We start from the raw sequence: 2,359 nt of genomic DNA on the forward strand, positions 1-2,359 counted from the left end.
GATGAATCTGTGATCCTGCTCGATCATGTTGTTTAGGTATTTGGACCTGATCGTCTGTACTTTGGCAGAGCACCCGAACCGCTTCAGGATCTTGTTAACTTCTCGAATGCCGGCTGCATTTGCACCACTCCGGTCGATGACGATTTTGTTTGGGATTCCGTTTGACGAAAATGCTTTGGCAAAGAACCTGGTGGCTGCTGGACGATTTCGCCGCTCAGACAGTATGAAATCAAGGGTGTTTCCCACTTTGTCGACCGCTCGATAGAGATACATCCACTTCCCGCGCACACGAATATAGGTTTCGTCCATACGCCATGAACTCTGAGTAGGACGCTTCTTTGATTGCGCACGAGCTGCGACGATCGACGAGAACTTCACAACCCACCTATTCAATGTGGCGTGGTCAACTCGCACACCGCGCTCAGCCATGATCTCTTCCAAATCACGATATGAAACCGTGTACCGCAGGTAGAAGTAAACGGCGTACAAAACCGCATCCTTGGGAAAATGACAACCTTTCAGAGAAATCATGCGGAAACCTGTTGTAGAACAATACGCGGACACCAAAAATCGAAATCTATATGCTCGTCAATCCAGGCCCAAAGTTTGCGACACAACCAGTCGAGGCATTGAGGGCAAAAGTCGTCGTTGTTCGGTTTTCCGGCATTGCCGACGTTACATTGCACTATGGCCCCAAAAATGACGCAACCGAAATTCAGCATGACTTCCCGTTTTGGCTGAGATTCGAAGCCCCTGTCGTCAAACCAACGGATCTCACGCTCGTCGCCCATCATTTCGACGATAGCTCTTGGTATAGCTGACAGCGATGGACCTGTTGGCGCAGGCATGTCTTCACCACTTGAAACACGTTGAAAATCCAAGTTAAAAACGTCACATGGTTTTTGTTCGTCTGATAATGGTCGCCGCGTTGTTGGTCTTTGCATCGTTCTCCGGAGCGATGGAGACGCGTCACGCGATCGCTATGGACGTTGATCACAGCTTTGTAGCCGACCAGATCGACGATCAGCTTGATTGCTGCAATGAAGGTCTTGAACGCGCGCATAGCTGTCACAGCTTGCCAGCCGTTCTATCTGACGCGACGGCGCAAGATGCCGATGGCATGTGTCGCGCAAATGTCTTCGTGAGTTATGAGCTCTTGCTGAATGGCATAGAACCCTCGGGGCTTCTCGATCCTCCGCGCTTGGCGTGACTGCTGCTGTGCCGAATGGCGTAGCTCTTATTGAAGTCACACCAAAACGGGCAATGCCCGTGCGAAACTGTATCGAGAGGAAATCTCATGAAACCGTTCAAAACTAATCTTGCGGCAACTCCCGCCGCAGCGCTTGTGCTCGGCCTCACAACAGTCGGGCTGACGGGTGCCGCCCACGCCGATGACCATTCATCAGCAATGCAACATGGCGCGATGCACGTCACCAAAAGCCCGAGCTGCGGTTGCTGTGGTGCCTGGGTGGCAATGGCACGCCAAGAGGGCTACGAGGTTGAAGTCACAGATACTGCCGATGTCACCACGGTGAAACTGGATTCAAATATACCAGGAGACCTGTGGGCATGCCACACAGCGATTATCCAAGGCTACGTCATTGAAGGCCATATGCCTTTTGCAGCTTTGGAGAAGCTCTTGGCCGCGCGACCTGATGTTTCGGGGATCTCAGTGCCTGGGATGCCCGCTGGTTCGCCCGGTATGGGGAACGATCCGTCCGCATCCTATGACGTGATTGCCTTCGGAGGTTCTGCCGGAGCAGGGGAAATCTATTTCCAGGTTGGGCTGTGAAGAAGCTTCTCTGGATTGGAGTGGGTGGGGTGGTTCTGGTTGGAGCCGCCCTGCTTAGCACCGGGTACCTTGGCGCAGAAAGCAACCAGGGCTTTCTGCGCTACAAGGACGCGGAGGTCGTTGCGCGTGGAGCCATGGTCTACGAGGAAAACTGCGCTTCGTGCCATGGGGCGAACCTCGAAGGCCAGCCCAACTGGCGAGCGCGGGGAGATGATGGCCTCTTGCAAGCGCCTCCGCACGACGAAACTGGGCATACCTGGCACCACGATGGCGAAATCCTGTTCAACCTCACCAAGTTTGGCGTCGGCGCGTTGATTGGTGACCCGAACTATGGGTCGAACATGCCCATCTACGACGGAGTCTTGATCGACGACGAGATCATTGCCGTCCTCAGCTACATCAAATCAACCTGGCCCGCTGAAATCCGCGCCAGACATGACGAAATGGAAAACAGACAATGACAAAGATCACTTTATGGTTCTGTCGCAAATTTCTTCGAAGGCTAAGTGGATGGAGCAGGCTGGTCGATTATCCTGCCAGTTGCGTGAACTGCTGAAACGGAGAGAG

At 53.4% G+C, this 2,359-nt stretch carries 5 protein-coding genes; 3 read left to right on the plus strand and 2 right to left on the minus strand.

Going from position 1 to position 2,359, the window contains the following annotated elements:
• Positions 1-531, minus strand: a 531-nt coding sequence (locus ACR0IY_RS21905; protein ID WP_480677144.1) for an IS6 family transposase, incomplete at its 3' end; no start/stop codon positions are given.
• On the minus strand, positions 528-881 hold the full coding sequence (locus ACR0IY_RS21910; RefSeq protein ID WP_480677146.1) for a hypothetical protein: 354 nt from the start codon (positions 879-881) through the stop codon (positions 528-530). The genes ACR0IY_RS21905 and ACR0IY_RS21910, both read right to left, overlap by 4 nt.
• Positions 882-895: 14 nt before the next feature.
• On the opposite strand from ACR0IY_RS21910, the gene ACR0IY_RS21915 reads away from it, so the two are divergent.
• From ACR0IY_RS21915 to ACR0IY_RS21925, 3 genes are all read left to right on the plus strand, one after another.
• A complete protein-coding gene (locus tag ACR0IY_RS21915) occupies positions 896-1,210 on the plus strand; it encodes a hypothetical protein (protein WP_480677148.1) in 315 nt (104 codons plus the stop codon).
• Positions 1,211-1,297: 87 nt separating this feature from the next.
• Positions 1,298-1,792 (plus strand): DUF411 domain-containing protein, encoded by a 495-nt coding sequence (locus ACR0IY_RS21920; protein WP_480677149.1) that lies wholly within the window; start codon positions 1,298-1,300, stop codon positions 1,790-1,792.
• The gene (locus tag ACR0IY_RS21925; protein WP_480677151.1) at positions 1,789-2,253 is read left to right on the plus strand and encodes a c-type cytochrome; all 465 of its coding nucleotides are present in this window, start codon (positions 1,789-1,791) and stop codon (positions 2,251-2,253) included. Before ACR0IY_RS21920 ends, ACR0IY_RS21925 begins: the two co-directional genes overlap by 4 nt.
• Positions 2,254-2,359 lie beyond the last annotated feature (106 nt).

The sequence above is a fragment of the Ruegeria sp. BC1 genome (assembly GCF_056539305.1).